Below are 20,880 nucleotides of genomic sequence, written 5' to 3'. Positions count from 1 at the left end.
TTTATTCAAACCTCACTCTGGGATCGGCCAACGTATAAGACACGTCTGCCAGAATCAGTCCCACGATATACAACGTGGAACCCAGAAACACCATGGCTCTGACCACAGAGAAATCCTGTGCGTTAATCGCATCAATGGTGTAGCTTCCTAAACCCGGAATGCCAAAGAAAGACTCTGCAATCAAACTACCCATAAACAACAAAGGCAACGCTGCAACCGTTGATGTCAGAATTGGTAGTAGTGCATTTCTTAAAACATGACCAAACAAGACCGCCCGCTCACTCAAACCTTTGGCCCGTGCCGTTCGGACGTAATCTTTACCAATTTCTTCTAGAAACAAACTGCGGTAGAACCGTGCTTCTGGCCCCAAGCGACTGATGATCGCCACCAAAATAGGTAAAGCCAAAAACTTCACCATGCCAAATCCACCAATAAAACCGGAATAAGGTACCAGTCGTAGCACTTTGGCGAACAACCACTGGCCGGCAATAATGTAAAACAGGCTAGAGATCGACAGCATCACAACACACAACACCACCCCCCAAAAGTCCAGCCTAGTCGTTCTAAAAAACACCAACAACAAAGAAAAGCTCACGCTCGCCAGAATACCCAGCACAAAACTCGGAATGGCCAACGCAAGACTTGGTCCCATGCGAGTACGTATTTCATGACCAATATCCAGACCTGCATCTGACAAACCAAAATCAAACCGTAACAACGGAACCGATCGCTGATAAAAAATCGTATCGGTCAGTTGAGCCGCCCCTGATTGCTCGATGTTAATGAGTAGTGGTTTGTCATAACCCCGTTCCGCTTTCCATTTCTCGATCGCATCCACACTTACGCGCTGTCCACCAATGGATAAACGCGCCATATCATCAGGCGTATTGACTGCAAAAAACAGGATAAAGGTGATGAAATTCACACCCAGCAAGATGGCAATGCCGTATAGCAAACGACGCCCTATATAACCGATCATGATTGAGTCTCCCGCACATGAGGCGCATCCACGTCATACGCCGTTTTGCGCTGCTGTCGCCTAACGGCCACTACAGCAGGCCAGATCGCCAGCGCCAACAGCAACAGTAAAGCGGGCACAGGCCACCACCGCGGTGAGTTCCAGAGTGCTGTTTTTTGAACACGCACCGCAGGATCAATTTTGATGTACTGAAGCGTATTGCGAACCATCTGCGTGGGCTTGGCATTGCCGACCCACTGTTGATACGCACCCGCGGACTTCGGAAACATGCCAAACATCCATGGCGCATCTTCCTGAACGATATGAATCATTTTTTGAATAATGGCGGCTTTTTCTGGGGAGTCTGGCATATCACGCATCTGTTCAAACAAAGCGTCATACTCAGCATTTTGGTAATTCGAAGCGTTTTCACCGCCATTGGTGGCTTTGGCTTGAGGACCAAACAGAAGGAACAGAAAATTTTCTGCATCCGGATAATCGGCGACCCAACCCCACATGTACATTTGTGCCACGCCGTTGCGCATTTTTTCTTGAAAACGGTTGTAATCAGTTGCCCGAATATCGAGCTGGATCCCTAAGTGTCCAAACTGACGCCGAATCCAATCTAGCGCCGGATTGCCACTGGCAGAACCCGATGCAGAATCAAAATACAGTACGAGTGGTTCACCCGTGGTTTCATGTCGACCGTTGGGATAACCAGCCTGCGCGAGGAGCGCTTTGGCTTGATCTAACGATTTACGCTTGGCGTGATCGTCTTCCCAATCATAAACGTAAGAATTGATGCCTTTTGGCAAAGCTTCATAGCCCAAGATCCCAGGCGGTACGGGTCCATAAGCCACTTGCGCTTGCTCATCCTGAAAGATCGAAACGTACTCTTCCCAGTTAAAGGCAATGCTCAGTGCCCGACGCAATAAACGGTTTTTCTCCTGCTGTTCAGGCGTATCACCCTGCCCCACAATCGGATCTAACCAGTTAAAGCCGAAGTAGTAAATCGAGGCTTCGACGGTTGTGGGTAGTTGAATACCATGGTCTTCATACAAGGCCGCTTTCTCTGGAGAGTCGCCCGCAGCGACTATCATTCCCACGCCACTATCACCCCGATCAGCTTGTGGCATGTCATAGTATCCCTGCAGAAATTTGCCTTGCAGTGGAATACTCTCTTTTTCAATATTAAAGACCAACTTGTCGATAAAAGGCGTCATCTTGCCGCAATCTTCAAGTAAACCCGCCGCTTCATCACCAGGCTCACCTTCGCAAGGATAGGGTTGTCCGCGGAAATTTGGGTTACGTGCCATCACATGTCGACGATTTTGAAGTGACTCCACCATCATGTAAGGTCCAGTCCCTACAGGCCAAGTGTTGAGTGACAAGTTGTGTTGCGCCATACCAGGCTGGCTATAGAAGCGATCCGCTTCCCAAGGGATAGGCGCTGTAAATGTCATGGCAAGCCAATAGCGAAACTGTGGATAACTGCCTTTAACGCGAAGACGTAAAGTGTGATCATCCAAAGCTTGAACCCCATCAAACCCGTAGTCTCTTAAATCCAGCCAATCCAAATCGGACTTCGCACTTTGACGAAAGCGTTGATCAATCTCACGGAGTTCTTCACCATAGGCATCAAAACCTTCGACATGCTGCGCCAGTGTTGAAAAAATTGGTGACGCCACTCGTGGGCTGGCTAGACGCCGAAATGCATACACAAAGTCATGTGCAGTGAGCTCACGCGTCCCAGTTTGTTCAAAATCCATCACAGAAAAGCGATCACCCAGTTTATCTGGATTCAAGTCCTGATAAACAAACTGTCCTTTGTCATCGCGAGCAAATGCAGGGTGCGGCGCAAACAACACACCTTTTTCAATTTGAATGTCATAAACACTGACGGCAACCTCTTCAGGCGCAACGTCTTGAGGTAACACTTGCCCATTTGCATCCAGATAAACAGGTTCCACCACCGATGTGGCCACTCGCGGAATCAATTCATAAGGTCGTTTCAGATAGTGATAGCCATACAACGGTTCGTAAATGTTGTAGGTATAGGGTGTTTCATCCGTGGAATACGATCGGGCCGGATCCAAAAATTTGGGTGATCGTTGGGTAAAAGCCGTATATAGGGTGTTTTCTGCAAGCGCACCCGATATGTAAGGGCTGTTGATAGGCTCTTTTGAGTCACAACCCATCAAGCCCACCAACAACATCACCATGAATACGATGCGACTCAATTTGTTCGCCAAATGTTCATTCTCCATTCATCCCGATCAGTCAACCTACGCTGGTTGCGATCAACACATGCAGTCAGACCAACCATAATGACACAAGTGATTCTGAATCATAGGGCATCTTGCAGGTCTAATCGAGTGTTACAGCCCGTCTTAAGCTCGTTTTCTAGTACAAACACTGACAACACCTAGGTTTCATGCGAAGATGCAGTTTGTTCCTCAATTCCTTGTTAGGTGACTTGAATGAAAGCCGTCTTTTTGGATTGCGCCACACTACCTCATCCCATCGAAAAGCCCCAATGGATCTCCGAATGGACAGATCATAGTGCAACCCCCAAAACAGCCGAAGCGGTTATTAAAGCGCTTGAAGACGCTGAAATCTGCATCACTAACAAGGTACCTATTACTGCAGCCGTTGTGCAATCAAGCCCCAAACTCAAACTGATTTGTGTGGCAGCCACGGGTTACGACTGCATCGACCTTCAAGCTTGTCGAGAAAATGGTATCACCGTGGTGAATGTACCTGGTTATGCGACACAAAGTGTTGCTGAAAGCGTCATTGGCAGCCTCTTCATTTTGCGTCGTCAATTGCGCCGTTATGATCAATTAGCTAGAACCGTGTGGCCTGAATCTGAGCACTTTTGTGTCCACGACGCACCCATTCTTGATATTGCCGGCGCGACGTTGGGAATTTTTGGTCATGGCACCATCGGATCTGAAGTTGCTCGTCTCGCCAAAACACTAGGCATGAACGTCTTGCTTGCAGAACATCGCGGGCGACCTTCTTTGCGTGAGGGCTACACTCGATTTGAAGAGGTTATTGCACGCAGTGATGTGATTTCTCTGCATTCACCCTTGATGCCCGCGACAGTCGGCATGATCGGTCACGCCGAAATCTCTCGCATGAAAACAGGCGCACTGATTATCAATACATCGCGTGGCGGATTGATTCAAGAAGCCGCGTTAATCGATGGACTCGAGACGGGTCATTTAGGCGGTGCGGCTCTTGACGTACTCTCAACCGAACCACCCCCAGAGAATTTGGCGCTTCTGCACTGCAAACACCCCAATCTCTTAATCACCCCACACGTTGCCTGGGCTTCACAAAGTGGTCTAGCCGCACTTTCCCGGGGTATCACACAAAACCTTGAAGCCTATCATTTGGGCCATCCCATCAACGTGGTCTAACAGTCCTCCTTCTCCTCATTAAGGCGGTTGATATTCGTTTGAGTAGCAACCGCTTTATCTGTTCCAATCAATCACAACAGACAAAGATCACGATTTCAGAACACATGATAGATTTATAGACATACCAACTGAATACCTAATCATTTGTAGTCAAACGATACTTTCCTTAGATCATTTCGTTGCTTTTTCTTCTTGATGCAAAATGGAAAGAATCAGAGCACCGCATAGTGATTCCATGAACATTTTGAAAAGCAAATCGTGAGCACTCTCAACCATAAAAACATCAGTCAATTCCTTCTGAACGCAGGGATGACAGTCGCTGCACAAACGCTTGCCAATCGCCATCAATTCACCTTAGATGACGAACATTGGCAAGCATTCCAACAAACATTAAATCGGCCAGTGAAGATCAAGCCGCGATTAAAGAAACTACTTCAAGAACCTGGGGTGCTTGATTAAATAATCGTTATGCGCCAAACCACTAGTTAACTGCAACTGCGCAGACATACGTTTTTTGAGAAAACGAAAGAACACTCCCGCCTCCCAATACCGAAAATATAACTAACTCATATTGTTAACAACACGCCTAACACGGCCAGAGTCGTTGTAAGCCAATAAGAACATATCGTGCTAACAAATTGATGTAGGTCAGTTTCAATCTTTTCAGTATATTTAAATATATAATATAATGAATTGATTAACTATTGAATTATTTCAAAGACTTCTGACTGGAGCCAGATCATGGATAAAGCCCCTAAACTGCTGTAATTTCCGGCGAATATGAGGTAAAGCAACGCATTACAGATCTTGGCTTACATAATTTTGTGATTCTGCCCTTTAATTATGAAGACGCGATAACTGGAGCACGTATTTTTTCAGAAATGCGCTCAAATAGAATTGAAGACGATTTTCAGAGAATCACCCTAGGTTCCGATAGCGGTGCCATGCTACTGCATCAGGCTGATGAACACATTGGTCTATCGGCTGAAATGGCCGATAAACATCAAGACCATCAGGACCTCACATTCGTTTTTCAAAACGATAGGCGGATGTGTTGTGCTCATAATAAGTAGGCAAAAACTACTCAAGTGAGCGAAGCATCCTCTATATCTTCAGACGTAACTTTAGATCGAAAATCTTTCGTACAACCACTCTTCAAGTTTTTCTATATTATGTGATTGCGCTATATTAGCTGTACAGCTAATATAGCGAATATGACTAATCTAGATACTATGTTATTAAACGATTTCATTGATTCGCTCCAAGGTGCTACCGGCTTCATTACAGAGCATGAAGCTTTAAAAGTGCCATTTGACGATCATCTTCAAAATGCGCGATTCGATACAGCAATCATCACAAAGACCCCGAGCGCGGGAGTCTGTGTATTGGCAATCAAGATAAGCCGCACTATCTATCCACGAGATGCTCGAATGGCAATCAGCCATCTGATGAAATATCAAGCCACATCCCCACACGACAACGTCGCGCCATGTCTGATTGCAGAAATGATTAGTCCTGGATCTCGCGAGGCTTTACGGAACGCAGGAATCAATTACTACGATAAGAGTGGGACGCTTTATTTTAAATATCACACTTGGTTAGTTGATGTTGAGCGCACTCCGATACGTTCCACACATAAAAAGGATATTGCACTGTTTCATGGAGCTCGGGAACAGGTCATCCATGCGCTTCTGCACCATTGGCATACAAATTCTGATGAGGGATATATCACTGGAGAGAAGCTCGCTAGACTTGCAAAAACCTCAACCTACACTGTATCTAGCACCATGCAGGCTCTTGAGCAGCATGACTTCGTCGAATCAAAAGGCAGCGGTCCTCATCAACGCCGCCGCTTGCGGGATCCGGCATCACTTCTTGATGCATGGGCTGATATGTGGACTCGACGACGAGAAGTAAAGACTCGCTGGTATACCTATGCTCACAACGGACAGCTCACTGATCACGTCATCGGAAAATTAGCCAACCACGTACGACAAGGATGGGCACTCACAGGCGCCGCTGCTGCTAACTCCTTCCTTATGCGACTGACAAATGTTGACCGCATAGAAATCATCATTCAGCCTGGTGATACCGAAAAGTTAGCATCTGAGATAGGTCTATCCCAAGCGGATAAAGGCGCCAACATTGTCCTCATCGAACGAACCGGGGCATCCTTATTATTCCTAGAAAAATATCCTGAACGATCACATTACTGTTTTTCCAGTAAATTTATACAATACTTAGATCTTCTTAATGGATACGGGCGCAACAAAGAGCTCGCTGACGAGTTCCGAAGATTGACGCTCAAAATAGGAAATAGTAAGTGAACGTGAAACACACGACGGCCGCGGAATACAGCACCGCCCACACTGATGCATGTGAAATTGCACTCGTCGCACTATTGCGTGCATTTGGCTCATTGAAGACTAATTTGCGGCTCGTAGGTGGACTCGTGCCGCGCTATTTGACACCGTCACAACCACCAGATATTCCTGCACATACGGGCACAACCGACGTCGACATTGTGCTTAACATTACGATACTAACGACGCAAGGCACATACGACAAACTGAGACGACAGCTGAAAGACGGAGGATTCGTCCGTTATCAACCCGCCCCAGAAGGCCCTGTAAGTTCTTGGCAATGGCTATACAACGTCGGCAACACACCAATCGTCATCGAATTTCTACAGCACACAGACGATCCAGCACAAAGTTCATTTCTAGTGCAAATTGATGGAGAAGATGTCTCTGCTTGCCAAATCCTCTATGCTAGCATTGCGTATGATTGGTTTGAAAAGAAAGAAATTGTTGTCGAACTTCCCAATAACGGTGGCATCGTCAGGGAGACCATTCGCTACGCAGATGCGGTGGCCTTCATCGTCCTGAAAGCGCTTGCCTTTAAAAGTCGCCATGAACGCAAGGATGCTTCAGATCTTATCCATGTGATGCGTTACTGGGGTAATGTCGAATCACTTGCAGGATTATTCAAAGAACGCATAGCCACTGGGATCCACAACGATGCAATCAAATTAGCACTTACAGCACTCAAAGAAAACTTCTGCGACGAACCAGAGATTCCTGGCTATCGCAAAGATGGTCCAGCAGCTGTGATCAATTTCCACGGACTTCAAGACATCGATGAAGAAATACGAATCCGTGAGCAGCGTGAAGTGAGTGGCATGGTGAACTACTTCATTCAGCATATTACGTAATTTCACATAAATAATGTTACTAAACAATACGTTGCATAATAAATGCACTGTCTCACTATGCATGTTGCGCATGATGAGAGTGTTTCGTGCTCCGCAATGCTCTTTGGCATTTTGTCAGAGGATAGAGAGCGAAACCGGTATTCTCTGTTTGCGAGCAGAACTTTTGCCTGCTGACAACCGCCCACCCTTTCGGTGAGTCAGTTTAAGTTTCCATGCCCAGTAGCGGGCACCAATGCTATAGCTGGTATTCAGATCAACATTGTATTGCCTGCTACTGTCAAACGTGACGAGCTCGTACTGTTTAACATTGATCTTAACGTGACCAGATCTTCGGTCAAGCAAATTGATTTATTTTTTCGTACAAAAGCTTCGTTCGGCTTGCTCATACAAGAGCTCAACACTTGTTTTTAGTGCCAGAAAAAAGAGCATCTGACAAGACTGTGGGGCTCAGAGAGATCGTTCAATATACCCATTCTGGGTTCCATCATACCCAAAATGGGTATGGCTGATTCAGCCAATGTAACAATCCACTAAGGACACTACCCCATGAATGTTGCGCTAGTTCTATGACTGAGTGTGATGAGTGGTTAGTCTCTTAACCGAGAAAAGTCCATGGTAAAAAAAGCAATGTCCCACAAAACCCCCGCATCAATAAAAAAACCGCCTAGATGGGTTAGATCTAAGCGGTTTAACTAGCTGATTTAACTAGTGAATTTGGCGCGCCCGGCAAGATTCGAACTCACGACCCCTTGGTTCGTAGCCAAGTACTCTATCCAACTGAGCTACGGGCGCTGCAAGAAAAGAATTATAGCAGGTTTTTTGAATTTGTCACATCAAAGATGAAAAAATGAAATTTCACGTTTTCAGGCCTGCTCATAAATCTTTACAACCTGCATCTTATCATAGAGTTAACCAGTATTTCTAACACCAGCTGAAATTCCGTTAATTGCAATGTGAATACCACGCTTTGCGCGTTCACTCGGTTCCTCATGATTCTCTGCCGAAGCACGCAGTCGACGGATCAATTCAATCTGCAAGTGATGTAGGGGATCAATATAGGGAAAGCGATGCTGAATAGAGCGAGCAAGCGCCGGGTTGGTTGCTAAAAAGCCCACATGCCCAGTGACACGTTCGAGCGCATCCTCTGTAAGACGCCAGTGTTGACGAATCTTCTCAAAAACTGTTTTACGAATATTGGTATCACGCACCAAGCTCGCATATCGGGAAGCAAGCGCCAGATCGCTCTTAGACATCACCATGTCAACATTCGAGATCAATGTGGTAAAGAACGGCCATTCTCGATACATCTGCTGCAAGAGCTCAAGCGCCTCTTCACTATTCATTCCGTTCGGTGGCGATTGAATGAACTGATTGACTGCTGTGCCGAACCCAAGCCAGCCCGGCAAAGACAATCGGCACTGACCCCAACTAAATCCCCAAGGAATAGCACGTAAATCCTCAATCGCAGGCGGCTTGCCATCTTTGCCTTGCGTACGAGCAGCAGGCCTAGACCCGATATTGAGCTTGGAGATTTCACCAATCGGTGTCGACTCAAAGAAGTACTCCGCAAAACCAGGCGTTTCATAAACCAGCGCACGATACGCTTTAAAGCTATCATCGGACAAACGTTGCGCAACCGCTAAAAAGGAATCTGGCACCGTCTCATCTTTAGTCAACAAGGTTGCTTCAATGGCCGCAGCGACAAGCGTTTCAAGGTTGCGTCGGCCAATGTCAGGGTTGGCATATTTCGAACCAATGACTTCACCCTGCTCTGTCAATCGGATACGACCCTGCACCGTTCTAGGTGGTTGCGCCAAAATAGCCTCATAACTTGGGCCACCACCTCGTGCAACCGTACCACCACGACCATGGAACAAACGCATGTTGACAGCCGACTCTGCTGGCAGTTCGGCAAAGACCGCCTCAAGCGCAACCTCTGCTTGATAGAGTTCCCAAGCGCTGGTCAGAATGCCACCGTCTTTATTGCTATCTGAATACCCAAGCATCACTTCCTGAACACCGTGACTGCGATGTACAAGCTCAAGCATGCCAGGCACCGCAAAGAAGTCGCGCATGATTTGTGCGCTGCGTTGCAAATCATCAATCGTCTCAAATAGAGGCACCACCATAAGACCTGCACGCGTTGAAACGCATTCATAATCGTCTGAGGCTCCGCCCAGAGAGCCAGCCATCAATCCAACTTCTTTTTGTAAGACGTAGACTTCCAGCAGGTCACTGACAGTTTCGGTATGGCTGACAATGTATTGCACCACCGCTTTCGTGCCATATTTCTGGCGCAGTTCAGCAGTCATGCGCAACACCCCCAGTTCTGAACGGGTGTGTTCACTATAGTCAGCACCAGGCACTGTCAGTACTCTGGGATCTTGAAGCACTTTTGTCAGCAGCTCCACTTTCTCGGGCTCAGACAACTGCGCATAGTCATCATTGACCTGAGCTTTTTTGAGAAGCTCGGTGATCACTTTTTCATGCTGGTCAGAACTTTGTCGCAAATCCACAGACGCCAAATGAAAGCCAAAGACTTCAACAGCGCGGATGACGGGATCTAAACGATCTTTGACCAAGTCCACCGCATGATTCTGCAGTAACGAGGCTCTAATCACACGCAAATCATGGAGCAAAGCTTGGGGGTTCGCATAAGGCTCTGCATCGGCAATTGCACGCCATGGCGCTTGGGTATTGTTTAACGCATGCAGCGTAGCTGCCAGGCGCGCATACATACCCGTCAGTGCACGACGATAGGGCTCATCTGAACGATGCTCATCGTGATCAGGGGACTGCTCACTCAACGAACGCATAGCATCAGAAATTGGTACTAACAAAGCCGACATCGACAACACAGCACCCAACCCATGCAAAGCTTCAAGGTGATGACGCAAGACCAGCTCAGACTGTCGACGTAAGGCTTGCTGCAATGTTTGCGCATTGACATTCGGGTTGCCATCACGGTCTCCGCCTGTCCACTGCCCCATCGTCAGAAAGCTGTGAACAGGTAACCCCGACAGCTCCTCTTCAATTTGTGCGTAGAGCTTAGGAATTTCTGGTAGAAATGTGGATGCGTAATAGCCTAATTGGTTTTCTATTTCATCCGCGACTGTGAGCTTGGTGAAACGCTGCAAACGTGTCTGCCACAACTGCACGATATGCGCTTTGATTTGTCGCTCATTGTGTGCCAAATCCTTTTGCTGAAGACTGTCTTCCCCACGATTACGAATCTGATCACGCTGCTCGAGTAGGTTTGCAATTGCCCGGTGCGCATCAAGCGTACTTTTACGCTGAACTTCGGTCGGGTGTGCCGTCAAAACCGGGCAAACCTGACTATGTGAAAGCATGTCGCGCACTCGTGACAGTTCGATTTGTTGCGTTTGCAAAGCTTCAAACGTATGGGCAAGTGAGCCCGCACGAATCCGACCCGCTCGTTCATGAAACTGTCGACGCCGCACATAATGTCGGTCTTCAGCCAGATTGGCTAGATGACTGAAGTAAGTAAAAGCACGAATCACAGCCACAGCGACATCATCGGTCAAACTCTGCAACAAGGTGTTGAGCTGGCGATCCGCGCCGGAATCATCATGGCGTCGAAATGAAACCGACAAACGTCGAATTTCTTCAATCAGATCAAACATGGTTTGACCCTCTTGCTCTCGAATCACGTCACCGAGCAACCTCCCTAAAAGCCGAATATCTTTCATCAGAGGCTCTTCTTGGGGCCGATGTGTGGTGTGTTTCACGCGCAATCTCCTTATAGCTGATGTGATTCGTCATCGATCTAGGTGTTCAGCTAAACAACACAGACGCTTTTCATAATACAGTGCAAAAAAGGTGGATGAAGTTTGCTTTTTTGGAACCTTGTCACATATTTTAGTCAAGGCAATTGCAGATTCAGATCAAAAATACGCTTTTATGACGCTACAAAACCCACAACCCTGGTCACTTGAAAAAATTCGCACAATTGAAAAACAAGGCCTTGAGGCAGGTTTGCCCTTAATGCAACATGCTGCAGATTGCGCACTCAAACTGATTCTGAAGTGCCACGGACTCCCACAGCATGCACTCGTTTTAGCTGGGCCAGGCAACAATGGTGGCGATGCACTCACACTGGCACTCGGTTTATGGCAACACGGTAGTTTAGTCACTGTCATTCAGCCACAGTTTCCTAAACCTGCAGTCACAGATGCTTATGCGGCTCATGCCAACTGGATTGCGACGGGCGAGGCGGTCTTGTCACAATGGCCAGATAAAGCAAACCACTACGATCTGATTGTCGATGGTTTGTTTGGCATCGGTCTTGATCGTCCTCTAACCAATCCTTGGCAATATTTGATTAAATGCGCGAACCGCCATGAGGCACCTACACTCGCTTTAGATATTCCCAGCGGACTCTTTGCACAGTCAGCCAGCACTCCAAACCTGCAGGATCCACAAAACTCACAAACGATTATTCAGGCACGTTGGACAACGGCATTTATTGCTCCGACGCAAGCGGTTTGTGAAACTTGTCATGCACATTGGGTGGGAGAACTGTATCTCTGTGATTTAGGATTACGTTCAGATGCTTGACCACATTGCCTCCAGCGTCCAATATGACTCAAACCACCTTATTCAACCATTTGAAATCCACATGAAACATTGGTCACACACTGCGCTAAGCGATCATCCTGAAGAAGCTTGGGTCAATGGCGCTGGCCTAACTCGCACGCTACAGGTTTGGCCCGATGCGAACAACTGGTCATTACGCATTTCAGTTGCCACCATCGAAACCAGTGCACCCTACTCTAAGCTGCCAGGCACACAGCGTTGGCACACGCTACTTCAAGGGCGTTTATTACTCACGTTACCCAACCAAACACAAGCTCTGGATGTACATTCAGCGCCCTTTCAGTTTGATGGTGACTGGCCCTGTGACTGTCAATTAATAGAAGGTCCTGCTATGGCATTCAATGTCATGCTTAGAGGGGCTTACACCGCTCGGGTTTGGCGATTCACTGCAAGCAATATTGCCCAGCCATTCCAAAAACAGACCGACACTGCATCTAAAATTGTGTTTGCTGGTTTTTATACGCAAACACAGACACGGGTCGCTGACTTACAAGGCCGCCACGATCTACCCGAGCGTCATTGGTTCTGGTACAACGAGCCCAATGTCGCTGAAGTCTTGTCAGATCTCACATTACAAAACGGCCAGATTATTGGCGTTATTTTGCTACGGATACCATCATGAAGCTTTTTGCACAACAAGCCTGGATTCAAGGTCAGTGGGCCCAACAAGTGTTGTTGGAAATCGATTCAACTGGTCACTGGACCCAGATCACGCCCAACATCACCACGCCCCCTGCCGATGCGCAGCACAAAAGCACCATCGTGCCAGGCATCACCAATGCACACAGTCACGCTTTTCAGCGGGCCATGTCTGCATTAACCGAACGCGGCAGTCCCGAAGGTGACAACTTCTGGCGCTGGCGCCAGACCATGTATCAGATTGCCTTGAGCATCACGCCAGATGATTTGCGAGAAATTGCCACACAACTTTATCGCGAACTGCTTGACGGTGGTTACTCGCACGTTTGTGAATTTCATTACGTTCATCACGATCCACAAGGACGACCCTATGCGGATCCTGCTGAAATGTGCTGGGCGCTCGTTCAAGCAGCGCAAGAAACCGGAATCGGTCTGACACTGCTGCCAACGCTATACATGCACCGGGGTTTTGGTAACCCAGGTTTGCAAGAGGATCAGAGGCGGTTTGCAGGCACGCCCGATATGATCCTCGATCTGCAAACCCGCATCCAAGCTTATAGCCAGAAAAACAATCTGACACACCGATTACGCGCTGGTGTTGCGATTCACTCCTTACGGGCAGTCGATCCCACGTCCATACGCGAACTCACTGCCGCATTACCCAAAGACACCCCAATTCACATTCACATTGCCGAACAGAAGAAGGAAGTTGAAGACTGTCTAGCGCATCTGGGTGCCCGACCCGTGCAGTGGTTAACCGAACACATCGACATTGATCACAACTGGCATTTAGTTCATGCGACCCACACCACACCTCAGGAAATCCAAGCCCTCGCTAAAACCGGTGCAAGTGTTGTCATTTGCCCTACGACCGAAGCCAACTTGGGCGATGGGGTATTTGATTTAACGAGCGCACTCAAATCGAATCTGAGTTGGAGTATTGGAACAGACAGCCATGTCAACCGTGATGTGAGCGAAGAACTGCGTTTGCTCGAATACAGTCAACGCTTGACACAACATCAAAGAAACATTGCCTCTAACGTGACAGGCGGGCAACAAGCCAGCGCAACCGTTTTATTTGAACGTGCCTTACAAGGCGGTCATGCGGCAAGCGGCCTGCCCTTGGGAGGGCTAGCCGTCGGACAACGTGCGGATTGGTTTGAATTAGATTTAACGCAAGACAATTTCTGGCGGATTCAACCAGAGCACCAACTGGACGCCTGGATTTTTTCTACGCCAAGCGCAAAATTGCTGCGCAATCAATAAGTCTTTGATCACCGCCCAATCCTCACAAGTGATGAAATCTCCATGTCTGGTTGTGCGCCAACATGCTATGTTGAACGACACAATCAGACAACGGGGACTCCATCATGCTAGAGACCACATCGGCGGACCAACAAGCCCGCCAAGCCATCCACACCCTTTTACAACAAGCACCTTGGGCCAGTCTGGATCACTTGGAACGCATTCGGTTTCACGGTGAAGTTCCCCTATTAGATAGTGCGCATAAACTACCTGTCGCCTCGGCCAGTGCGATTGGAGCATTTGCGTTTAGTGTCGAGCAATGGTGGCATTTGATGCACCAGCGCCACCAGACGATCGGCATTGATTGGATGCAAGCCACGTGCGCCCTGAATCCAGGGTATTTTCAGCGTCAAAACGGCTATGCAGTTCCTGCGTTAACCTTGCTGCAACACTTCAAAGCCGACTTTTACCGTACACGCGACGACCGTTGGTTCTTCCCGGTGGGTGGCCCTTATCCATTATTGCGTGACGGCATTCTTGAAACGCTAGCTTGTGCTAATACGCAAACTGCCCTCACTGAAGCGATTGCCAGCTGGGATGCGGCCGATATTGAAGATGCGTTTGCACAGCGACGCCTACCGGGTTGCTATGCCAGAACCCCTGCGGAATGGCTCGCCCATCCGCAAGGCCAGTGGCTCTCGACTCAACCCGTCATTCAAGTCACTAAAATTGGTGACAGCACTCCAGAACTACCCATCGCAGCCCAACGCCCACTGTCAGGGATTCGAGTGCTCGACTTGGGGCATGTCATTTCCGGCCCTGTCATTGCCCGGTCTCTGGCAGAACACGGTGCCGATGTACTGCGAGTTTCAGCCCCATTGATGCAAGACCCTGTTCAACAAACCATGGACACCAACATTGGTAAACGCAGTGCATTTCTGGATCTGAATCAAACTCAAGATTTGGCTAAAGCGCGCGATTTAATCAGCCAGGCGGATGTCATTGTGCAATCCTGGCGACCTGGTCGAATCGCCGCCAGAGGTTTGGGCGCTGAAGATGCAGCACAAATCAGACCCGGTATTATCTACGTCAGTGTGTCATCTTATGGTGACGAAGGCCCATGGGGTGATCGAGGGGGGTTTGAGCAGCTTGGACAGGCTGCGGCCGGCGTTTGTGTTAATGAGGGTGGTCAAGGCAAACCACGTCTGGTCAACACCTATCTGCTCAACGATTACCTCACCGGTTATCTCGGTGCAGCCGGTGTCATGATGGCGCTCATCCGACGCGCCAATGAAGGTGGCAGCTACCATGTCAAAGTCTCTTTGGCACGGACATCCATGTGGACTCAGACTTTGGGTTTACAAGCCACATACGACCCTACAGCACCTGCCCGTCACTTTAGTGAGGTCTTACGACCACGACTTGGTCAGAGCCAAGGTGCTTATGGCTTGCTAGATCAGTTACCACCTGTGGCGCAGTTTTCTCGCACGCCTGCGCGCTGGGAATTGCCGTCAGCCCCCACGGGTTCACATCTAGCTCAGTGGCTGTAGCCTACACGTCCACAAGATGTTGCCAAGCCGCATAATCAATGCGGCTTGCCACAAAATACGGATTTTCTAAATCACTTTGTCCGTAACGCAGAGGTTTTCCGTGTAGGTCGCAAACGGTTCCGCCTGCGCCTTCGAGAACGGCTTGAGCAGCCGCAATATCCCATTGCGAAGTCAATCCCAGTCTCGGATACAAATCTGCCTGCCCTTGTGCAATCAGACAGAGCTTGAGCGAACTTCCAATGCGAATCATCTCAGTATTGCCCAGGCGTTCCACAAACGACACTGTCTTGGGACCCAAATGCGCTTTACTGGCCAGCACGCGCGTCACAGTCGGTAATTCAGATAAGGTTTGCAACTGCAAAGCGCGTTGTTCACCTTGCGCTGACAAACGACTCCCCATTTGAGCACCACCCCAGTACAGACGATCACTAATCGGTGCATAAACCACACCCCAGACAGACACACTTTGGTCAATTAAAGCCAGGTTCACGGTGTATTCATCATCACCTGCCACAAACCCACGCGTACCATCCAATGGATCCACCAACCAGAACTGTCCTTCTTGACTCAGAAAACGCTCAGAGCCCGGACACTCTTCAGACACAATGGGAATATCAGGCGAGATCTTAGATAAACCGTCCACAATGATCTGGTTTGCCTGCAAGTCTGCCTCAGTCACCGGACTGGCATCTGCTTTCTGACGAACATTCATGTCGTTCGAATTCGCTTGATTACTCACGTCTGACTGAGCCTCTTCAGAAGATCTCGAAGGATGAAACCGTAAAGTAGCCAAGCCCGCTTCACGAGCAAGGGTCAAGACTTCGTCAAGCCAAGAGGGTTGCAACATGCTTCAACTCCAAAAAAATGGGGGATGCTCCATCATCGGAACATCCCCCACGCGAATGACACACAACGGTCTTAAAACCGTTGGTATTCAACCATTACAGGCTGTTGGTCAACTCAGGCACTGCCTCAAACAAATCAGCAACCAAACCGTAGTCTGACACACCAAAGATTGGTGCTTCTGCGTCTTTGTTAATGGCCACAATGACTTTAGAATCTTTCATACCGGCCAAGTGCTGAATGGCACCAGAGATTCCGATTGCGACATACAACTGAGGCGCCACAATCTTACCGGTTTGACCAACCTGCCAGTCGTTAGGCGCATAGCCTGCGTCAACGGCTGCACGGGATGCACCCAGCGCTGCACCGAGCTTGTCAGCCAATGCATCGAGAATTTTAAAGTTCTCTGCGCTACCCATACCACGGCCACCAGACACCACAGCTTTGGCGCCAGCCAGTTCGGGACGATCGCTCTTGGCGATTTCGCGGCCCACAAACTTGCTTTTACCAGAGTCAGCCACCGCATCAACAGACTGGACTTCAGCACTGCCGCCTTCGGCTTGTGCTGCATCAAAACTTGTTGTACGCACGGTGATGACTTTCACAGGATCTTCTGACTGCACGGTCGCAACAGCGTTACCTGCATAAATTGGACGCTGGAACGTATCTGCCGATTCAATCGCAGTAATGTCAGACACCTGAGCGACATTCAGTTTGGCAGCAACACGAGGTGCTGTGTTTTTACCAGCTGCTGTCGCTGGGAACAGAATGTGTGAGTAGCCATCGGCCACTGCCAGAACCTGTGCAGCCACATTTTCTGCGAGACCGTCTTTCAAAGACTCGCCATCGGCCAGCAAGACTTTAGCAACGCCTGCAATCTTAGCGGCTTGTTCTGCAACAGCAGCAGCGTCTTGACCAGCAACCAGTACATGGACATCACCACCCAACTGGGATGCGGCCGCGATCACATTAAGCGTTGCGCCTTTCAATTCGGCATTATCGTGTTCAGCAATAACAAGGACTGACATAATTAGATCACCTTTGCTTCATTCTTCAGTTTATCGACCAGCGTTGCAACATCTGGAACCACCACACCCGCTGCACGCTCGGCAGGCTCAGCCACTTTCAGTGTTTTGAGCTTCGGTGTGACATCAACACCCAGATCTTCTGGGGTCACGGTTTCCAGCGGCTTGCGCTTGGCTTTCATAATGTTTGGCAGGGTCACATAGCGTGGCTCGTTCAAACGCAAGTCTGTCGTGATAATGGCGGGCAATGCCATTTCGATGGTTTCCAAACCACCGTCGACTTCACGCGTCACAATCGCTTTACCGTCTGCAACCTCAACTTTGTTGGCAAACGTTGCCTGAGGCCAGTCCAGCAATGCGGCCAGCATCTGACCAGTCTGGTTGGCATCATCATCAATTGCTTGTTTACCCAAAATAATCAAATCAGGCGTTTCTTTAGCAGCCAGCTCTTTAAGCAGTTTGGCAACAGCCAAGGGCTGCAGTTCTGCGTCGGTCTGCACCAACACACCGCGATCCGCACCAATTGCCATGGCTGTACGCAATGTTTCTTGACACTGTGCAACACCGCAAGAGACGGCAACAATTTCAGTGACCACACCATTTTCTTTCAGGCGCGTTGCTTCTTCCACCGCAATTTCATCAAACGGGTTCATGGACATCTTGACGCTGGCGATATCTACGCCTGTCTGATCCGACTTGACCCGCACCTTGACGTTGTGGTCTACAACGCGTTTAACCGGCACCAACACCTTCATCTACGGTTCTCCAGAGATTTATCAACACAAATGACGACGGCAACAACCTTCGCAAAAAGGTACGCACAACGCGCACGCTAGCCTGACACAGATTGTCACCATAAAAATCTTTAACTTGTTCGCTAAATTCAACGGGCAAATGAGCCAACAGAGACCAATGACACAGGGCGTGTTTTCGCGCTGGACATGTCATCAATCACAATCTAGCCTCCCTGATTGTAACCGTCTAACAACGTTTTCTTCTAAATACAGGCATAAAACATCTTAAATAATGAGACATTTTGGTTTTATTCACTCAGTTTTGTCAGTTTGGCAAACCAATTCGCAATCAAACTTGCCCGCAAAGACCGTGTCCAGCATAATTTGATTCGTTGTCGCTGAAAAGCCCTCTGAGTTTCAGCATCGGGATCTAACGCATTGTTCATCGGAACTTTTTATGTCGCATTTAGCAAAAACCTGCCAGCTCTTATGCATCACTGCTTTAATGACCGGCTGCGCTACGGCCGTTCCCCCTGTTCAGACACCTGCTGAACAACCTAAAGCGGTGATCGCTGAAACGATAAAAACCGCAACTCCCACCACGGCACCAGCCAAACTGGCAGCAAAGCCTGAACAGTCACTGCAAGTGGGCTTTCTGGCAAGACCCGATGTGCAGACGTTTTATCGCTCAGTCGTAGCAGAACGCCAACTACCTGAACAGCCTGTTGCTCAGTTGCTGAGCGAAGCACAATATGATGAGACTGCACGACGTCTGATGACACCACGTCCAGATGGGCGTGGACCGATCATTCGCGATTGGCCCACCTACCGTAAGCGTTTTGTGGAACCGATCCGCATTGAACGCGGTCGTGCTTTCATGCAAGCACATGCGCAGACTTTGATGCAAGCAGAAAAAAAGTATGGTGTGCCAGCCTCCATCATCGCAGCCATCATTGGCATTGAGACACTCTACGGTCAGCACATGGGCAATCACAAAGTGCTCGACACTGTCACCACATTGGCTTTCGACTACCCCGAACACCCAAAAAGAGCGCAACGCGTAGAACTCTTTCAAACACAGTTAGCGGACTTACTCGAGTTGCACGTCAAGGGAAAATTAAACGCGCATACCCAATTGGGATCATTTGCGGGAGCCATTGGTTTAGGCCAATTTATGCCCACCAGCATTAAAGAATATGCGGTCTCGGCTCAACCGCCTCGTGCGATTGATTTAGAGCACAATCTGGACGACGCCATTTTTTCAGTGGCAAACTTTTTACGTCAACATGGCTGGGTCCCAGGCGCCCCTGTGTTTGCACCGGTCACACTACCAGCAGACGCAGGCAAACTGGTCACAGGCGGACTTGAACCTACGCTCACATGGTCCGACTTAGAACACGCCGGCGCAACCGCGTCAAACAGCCAGATTCCAGCAGCCTCGTGGCAATCATTGCCACTGGGGGTGATTGATCTACCCACGGCACGCACAGGCTATGTACAGTATCTTGTGGCGACCCCGAATTTCTTTGCGCTCACTCAATACAACCGCAGCTACTTCTATGCCACATCAGTTGCGCAACTTGCCCAAGAAATTCGGTAGTCAGCCGACGACCTCACCTCAACGGGGATCAAACAACCCCGTTGAGAGATAACGATCACCCCGATCACACACAATAAAGACGATGGTGGCATTTTCAACACGCTGCGCCACACGCATCGCGGCCACCAGCGCACCACCTGAGGACACACCCGCGCTAATCCCCTCTTGGCTGGCCAATGCTCGAGTCATTTCCTCAGCTTCGGTTTGCTCGATCGTTTCAAAGCCATCAATTCGGCTGGCATCATAAATGGCAGGTAAATAAGCTTCGGGCCAAGCACGAATACCGGCTATCTGAGAGCCTTCTGCTGGCTGTGCACCAATGACCTGAACATTGGGGTTTTGTGATTTGAGATACTGGGAAGTGCCCATGATGGTACCCGTTGTACCCATCGCGCTCACAAAGTGTGTCACACGACCTTGAGTTTGCGTCCAAATCTCCGGCCCAGTGGTTTTAAAGTGCGCCAGTGGATTGTCTGGATTGGCAAACTGATCCAGCACCTTGCCTTTACCCTCCTCAACCATTTTTGCAGCCAAGTCACGTGCATATTCCATGCCACCCTCTTTAGCGGGTGTCAGGATAATCTCCGCACCATACGCAGCCATCGAAGCGCGTCGTTCCATCGACAGGTTATCTGGCATGATCAAAATCATGCGATAACCGCGCATGGCAGCTACCATCGCCAACGCAATACCGGTGTTTCCGCTAGTGGCTTCAATGAGCGTATCGCCTGGACGAATTTCGCCACGCTTTTCTGCCTCTAGGATCATGGAAAGTGCAGGACGATCTTTCACTGATCCGGCCGGATTGTTCCCTTCAAGCTTCGCCAAAATGACATTACCGCGAGCCTCGCCATATTCTCCCGCGATGCGCTGCAAGCGAACCAGAGGTGTGTGTCCGACGGTTTGTTCAATCGTCGGTAAGTTTGTGTGTGTGTTCATTTTCTTATCCAAAAAGTCTCAGCCGATCTGCTGAGCGTACTGCAATCAGCACAAATTCTATCGGCATTTCTCCCTCACTAGCCCATTAACC

The 20,880-nt window shown here is 48.9% G+C and carries 16 protein-coding genes and 1 tRNA gene; 9 read left to right on the top strand and 8 right to left on the bottom strand.

Annotated elements, in window-relative coordinates; translation table 11 throughout:
* Position 1 precedes the first annotated feature (1 nt).
* Together ACOI06_RS11365 and ACOI06_RS11360 are read right to left on the bottom strand one after the other, a co-directional pair.
* A complete protein-coding gene (locus ACOI06_RS11365; protein WP_420662708.1) occupies positions 2-979 on the bottom strand; it encodes an ABC transporter permease in 978 nt (325 codons plus the stop codon).
* Positions 976-3,225 carry an ABC transporter substrate-binding protein gene (locus ACOI06_RS11360; protein WP_420662706.1) on the bottom strand — a complete coding sequence of 750 codons (2,250 nt, stop codon included), beginning with the start codon at positions 3,223-3,225 and terminating at the stop codon, positions 976-978. The genes ACOI06_RS11365 and ACOI06_RS11360 overlap by 4 nt, the downstream gene beginning before the upstream one ends.
* A gap of 213 nt (positions 3,226-3,438) precedes the next feature.
* Here ACOI06_RS11360 and ACOI06_RS11355 point away from each other — a divergent pair, with 213 nt between their 5' ends.
* The 4 genes from ACOI06_RS11355 (at position 3,439) to ACOI06_RS11340 (ending at position 7,597) form a co-directional block, all read left to right on the top strand.
* Positions 3,439-4,383, top strand: coding sequence for a D-2-hydroxyacid dehydrogenase (locus ACOI06_RS11355; RefSeq protein ID WP_420662705.1), 945 nt, complete (start codon positions 3,439-3,441; stop codon positions 4,381-4,383).
* Positions 4,384-4,641: 258 nt separating this feature from the next.
* Positions 4,642-4,842, top strand: coding sequence for a DUF1778 domain-containing protein (locus ACOI06_RS11350; protein ID WP_420662704.1), 201 nt, complete (start codon positions 4,642-4,644; stop codon positions 4,840-4,842).
* Between the two features lie 773 nt (positions 4,843-5,615).
* Positions 5,616-6,710, top strand: a complete 1,095-nt coding sequence (locus tag ACOI06_RS11345) for a type IV toxin-antitoxin system AbiEi family antitoxin (protein WP_420662703.1) — start codon at positions 5,616-5,618, stop codon at positions 6,708-6,710.
* On the top strand, positions 6,707-7,597 hold the full coding sequence (locus tag ACOI06_RS11340) for a hypothetical protein (protein ID WP_420662702.1): 891 nt from the start codon (positions 6,707-6,709) through the stop codon (positions 7,595-7,597). The genes ACOI06_RS11345 and ACOI06_RS11340 overlap by 4 nt, the downstream gene beginning before the upstream one ends.
* A 715-nt stretch (positions 7,598-8,312) precedes the next feature.
* Here the strand turns inward: ACOI06_RS11340 and ACOI06_RS11335 are convergent.
* Positions 8,313-8,389, bottom strand: a tRNA-Arg gene (locus ACOI06_RS11335).
* 116 nt (positions 8,390-8,505) lie between these two features.
* On the bottom strand, positions 8,506-11,307 hold the full coding sequence (ppc, locus tag ACOI06_RS11330; protein ID WP_420662722.1) for a phosphoenolpyruvate carboxylase: 2,802 nt from the start codon (positions 11,305-11,307) through the stop codon (positions 8,506-8,508).
* Positions 11,308-11,464: 157 nt separating this feature from the next.
* Between ppc and ACOI06_RS11325 the strand changes: the two genes are divergently transcribed.
* The 4 genes from ACOI06_RS11325 (at position 11,465) to ACOI06_RS11310 (ending at position 15,648) form a co-directional block, all read left to right on the top strand.
* Positions 11,465-12,175 carry an NAD(P)H-hydrate epimerase gene (locus tag ACOI06_RS11325; RefSeq protein ID WP_420662701.1) on the top strand — a complete coding sequence of 237 codons (711 nt, stop codon included), beginning with the start codon at positions 11,465-11,467 and terminating at the stop codon, positions 12,173-12,175.
* 61 nt (positions 12,176-12,236) lie between these two features.
* Positions 12,237-12,836 (top strand): HutD family protein, encoded by a 600-nt coding sequence (locus ACOI06_RS11320; protein WP_420662700.1) that lies wholly within the window; start codon positions 12,237-12,239, stop codon positions 12,834-12,836.
* Positions 12,833-14,119, top strand: a complete 1,287-nt coding sequence (locus tag ACOI06_RS11315) for a formimidoylglutamate deiminase (protein WP_420662699.1) — start codon at positions 12,833-12,835, stop codon at positions 14,117-14,119. Before ACOI06_RS11320 ends, ACOI06_RS11315 begins: the two co-directional genes overlap by 4 nt.
* 104 nt (positions 14,120-14,223) lie before the next feature.
* Positions 14,224-15,648 (top strand): CoA transferase, encoded by a 1,425-nt coding sequence (locus ACOI06_RS11310; protein WP_420662698.1) that lies wholly within the window; start codon positions 14,224-14,226, stop codon positions 15,646-15,648.
* 1 nt (position 15,649) lies between these two features.
* On the opposite strand, the gene cysQ is transcribed toward ACOI06_RS11310, so the two are convergent.
* From cysQ to ACOI06_RS11295, 3 genes are all read right to left on the bottom strand, one after another.
* A complete protein-coding gene (cysQ, locus tag ACOI06_RS11305) occupies positions 15,650-16,495 on the bottom strand; it encodes a 3'(2'),5'-bisphosphate nucleotidase CysQ (RefSeq protein WP_420662697.1) in 846 nt (281 codons plus the stop codon).
* A 94-nt stretch (positions 16,496-16,589) separates the two neighbouring features.
* On the bottom strand, positions 16,590-17,519 hold the full coding sequence (locus ACOI06_RS11300; RefSeq protein ID WP_420662696.1) for an electron transfer flavoprotein subunit alpha/FixB family protein: 930 nt from the start codon (positions 17,517-17,519) through the stop codon (positions 16,590-16,592).
* 2 nt (positions 17,520-17,521) lie between these two features.
* Complete coding sequence (locus tag ACOI06_RS11295; RefSeq protein WP_420662695.1) at positions 17,522-18,271, bottom strand: electron transfer flavoprotein subunit beta/FixA family protein; 750 nt, start codon at positions 18,269-18,271, stop codon at positions 17,522-17,524.
* A 436-nt stretch (positions 18,272-18,707) separates the two neighbouring features.
* Between ACOI06_RS11295 and mltB the strand changes: the two genes are divergently transcribed.
* Positions 18,708-19,850, top strand: coding sequence for a lytic murein transglycosylase B (gene mltB / locus ACOI06_RS11290; RefSeq protein ID WP_420662694.1), 1,143 nt, complete (start codon positions 18,708-18,710; stop codon positions 19,848-19,850).
* Positions 19,851-19,868: 18 nt separating this feature from the next.
* Here the strand turns inward: mltB and cysM are convergent, their stop codons facing one another.
* Positions 19,869-20,789 (bottom strand): cysteine synthase CysM, encoded by a 921-nt coding sequence (gene cysM, locus ACOI06_RS11285; RefSeq protein ID WP_420662693.1) that lies wholly within the window; start codon positions 20,787-20,789, stop codon positions 19,869-19,871.
* Positions 20,790-20,880: the final 91 nt, after the last annotated feature.

Source organism: Orrella sp. 11846, from assembly GCF_048820935.1.
Lineage (GTDB): Bacteria > Pseudomonadota > Gammaproteobacteria > Burkholderiales > Burkholderiaceae_B > Algicoccus.
The sequence above is the reverse complement of the archived record's forward strand: the minus strand, read 5'-3'. Positions and strand labels throughout refer to the sequence as shown.